The sequence below is a fragment of the Streptacidiphilus carbonis genome (assembly GCF_000787775.1).
GTDB classification, from domain to species: Bacteria; Actinomycetota; Actinomycetes; order Streptomycetales; family Streptomycetaceae; genus Streptacidiphilus; species Streptacidiphilus carbonis.
This window is the reverse complement of the sequence record NZ_BBPM01000136.1, coordinates 1-2,427: the sequence shown is the minus strand read 5'-3', so window position 1 is coordinate 2,427 and position 2,427 is coordinate 1. Positions and strand designations below refer to the sequence as shown.

The 2,427-nt window shown below is 71.7% G+C and carries 1 protein-coding gene and 1 pseudogene; both read left to right on the top strand.

Annotated features, from left to right (window positions below; all coding sequences use genetic code 11):
* The first annotated feature begins 131 nt into the window (after positions 1 to 131).
* A complete protein-coding gene (gene istA, locus TR46_RS37595; protein WP_042411845.1) occupies positions 132 to 1,664 on the top strand; it encodes an IS21 family transposase in 1,533 nt (510 codons plus the stop codon).
* Positions 1,661 to 2,315: pseudogene (locus tag TR46_RS37590) on the top strand (ATP-binding protein). Before istA ends, TR46_RS37590 begins: the two are co-directional and overlap by 4 nt.
* The last annotated feature ends 112 nt before the right edge of the window (positions 2,316 to 2,427 follow it).

The following is a 2,427-nucleotide window of genomic DNA, read 5'->3' as shown; positions in this document are numbered from 1 at the left end:
TGACGGCGGCCGTGGAAAACTCCCCAGAGGCGGCCATTTACGGCCCCACTGATGGCCAGCGGTTTCCCCGCGGACGGCCAGATATCTCCCCGCTCACAAGATCCAGATCTCGTTCGGCGAGAGTCGAGCGGGTGAAGAACAGCAGGGAGATCATGGAAATCCTGGAGGCATACGACCTCACGGGCAGTTACCGCGCGGCGGCCGAGCTCGCCGGGTGCGACCACCACACGGTGGCCCGATACGTGCAGATGCGGGCGGCCGGGCAGGCCCCTGAGGCCCGGCGGCACCGAGACCGGGCGATCGACGCCTACCTCCCCAAGATCGAGGAGCTGGTGGTCCGCTCCGGCGGGCGGATCCGCGCGGACGTGGTCCACAAGCGGATCTGCGCGATGGGCTTCACCGGCGGTGAGCGCACCACCCGCCGCACCGTGGCCGAGGCGAAGGCCCAGTTCCGGGCCGGGCAGCGTCGGGTCTACCGGCCCTGGGTCACCGAGCCCGGGCTCTGGCTGCAGTACGACTACGGCGACGGGCCGGTGATCGCCGGGCGCAAGACCACGCTGTGGTGCGCGTGGCTGGCCTGGTCGAGGTTCCGGGTCGTGATCCCGATCTGGGACAAGACGCTGCCCACGGTCACCGCCTGTCTGGACGCGACGTTCCGCCGGATCGGCGGGGTCCCGGCCTACGTGTTGACCGACAACGAGAAGACGGTCACCACCGACCACGTCGCCGGGATCGCGGTGCGCAACCCCGAGATCGTCGAGGTCGCCCGGCACTACGGCACGACCATCCGCACCTGCCTGCCCGCCGACCCGGAGACCAAGGGCGGCTCGGAGGCGACCGTGCGCATCGCCAAGGCCGACCTGGTGCCCAAGGACGTCAACCTGCTGGATGAGTACCGCACCTTCGCCCAACTGGAGGCCGCCTGCCGGGACTTCACCGCCGAGGTCAACGGCCGCGTCCACCGCGCGACCCGGCGGACCCCCGCCGACATGCTCGCCGAGGAACGCACCCGCCTGCACCCGCTGCCCGGCCGGCCGTTCACGGCCGCGTTCGGCACCACCCGCCGGGTCAACTGGGACGCGACCGTCTCGGTCGAGGCGGTGCGCTACTCGGTCCCGCACGAGCTGATCGACACCCGGGTCTGGGTGCGGTTCCACGGCGACGAGCTCATCGTGACCGCTGTCGGCGCCGACGGCACCGCCACCGAGACGGCCCGCCACCGGCGCGGCAGCCCCGGCAGCCCGGTCATCGCCGAGGAACACTACCCCCAGCGCGAGGACAAGGAAGGCGACCGCACCCCACGCGCCACCAGCGCGGAAGAGGCCGCGTTCCTGATGATCGGCCCCGGTGCCGCCGCCTGGCTGGTCGAGGCCGCCACCGCCGGGACCCGCAGGGTCAAGGCGAAGATGGCCGAGGCCGTCGCCCTGGCCAAGCTCTTCCCCGCCGACCAGGTCGACCGGGCCCTGGGCACCGCCGCGGTCACCGGCCGCTTCGCCGAGAAGGACCTGCTGTCGATCCTGGACTACCAGGCCAGGCACGGCAGCGCCGAGCCGACCCGCGCCAGTGAGGACCACAGCCTGCAGCCCGGCACCTCGGCCTGGGCCCGCTTCGGCACCCCCGCCCCCGACAACGACGCGACCGACGAACAGGACCACCTTCGATGACGACCCCGCTCCGCAGCGTCCCCGGCTCGGCCGGCGACCCCCTGAACGAGGCGATCGCCCTGACCAAGCGACTGAAACTGCCTCACATCCGCCGCGCACTGGGCGACTTGATCCCCACCGCGAAGGCCCAGCGCTGGGACCCGGCCGAGGTCGTCCGCGTCCTGCTGGCCGAGGAGGCCGCCGGGCGCGACCGCGCGAACCTGCACACCCGCCGCAAGCGGGCCGGCTTCCCCGCCGGCAAGACCTTCGGCGACTGGGACGAGACGGCATCCTCCATACCCCGCGCTACCCAGGACGCCCTCAAGACCCTGGAATGGGTCAGGCGCCGGGAGAGCCTTTGCGTCTGCGGACCCTCGGGCACCGGAAAGTCGCACTTCACCGAGGCCCTCGGGCAGGCCGCGGTCGAGGCCGGGATGACGGTGGCCTGGTTCACCATCGACCTACCGCCTGGTCGACGCCGCCTACGAACGGCGCGCGCTGGCGGTCAGCAGCAACCTCCACCCCTCCGGGTTCGACGAGATCATGCCCAAGACCCTGGCCACGGCGACCGTCGACCGGCTCATGCACCACGCCCACATCGTGGTCACCCAGGGTGACAGCTTCCGGCTCACCCAGGCCACCTCCGGCCAAGGCGTCAAGCCCTTCAGCTGAGCACCACACCACCCACGGCGGGGAGATAACTGGCCGCCGCTGGGGAGACCCACCTGGCCGCCAGCGGGGATAGAACCTGGCCGCCTACGGGGAGAACTTCATGGCCATTGAC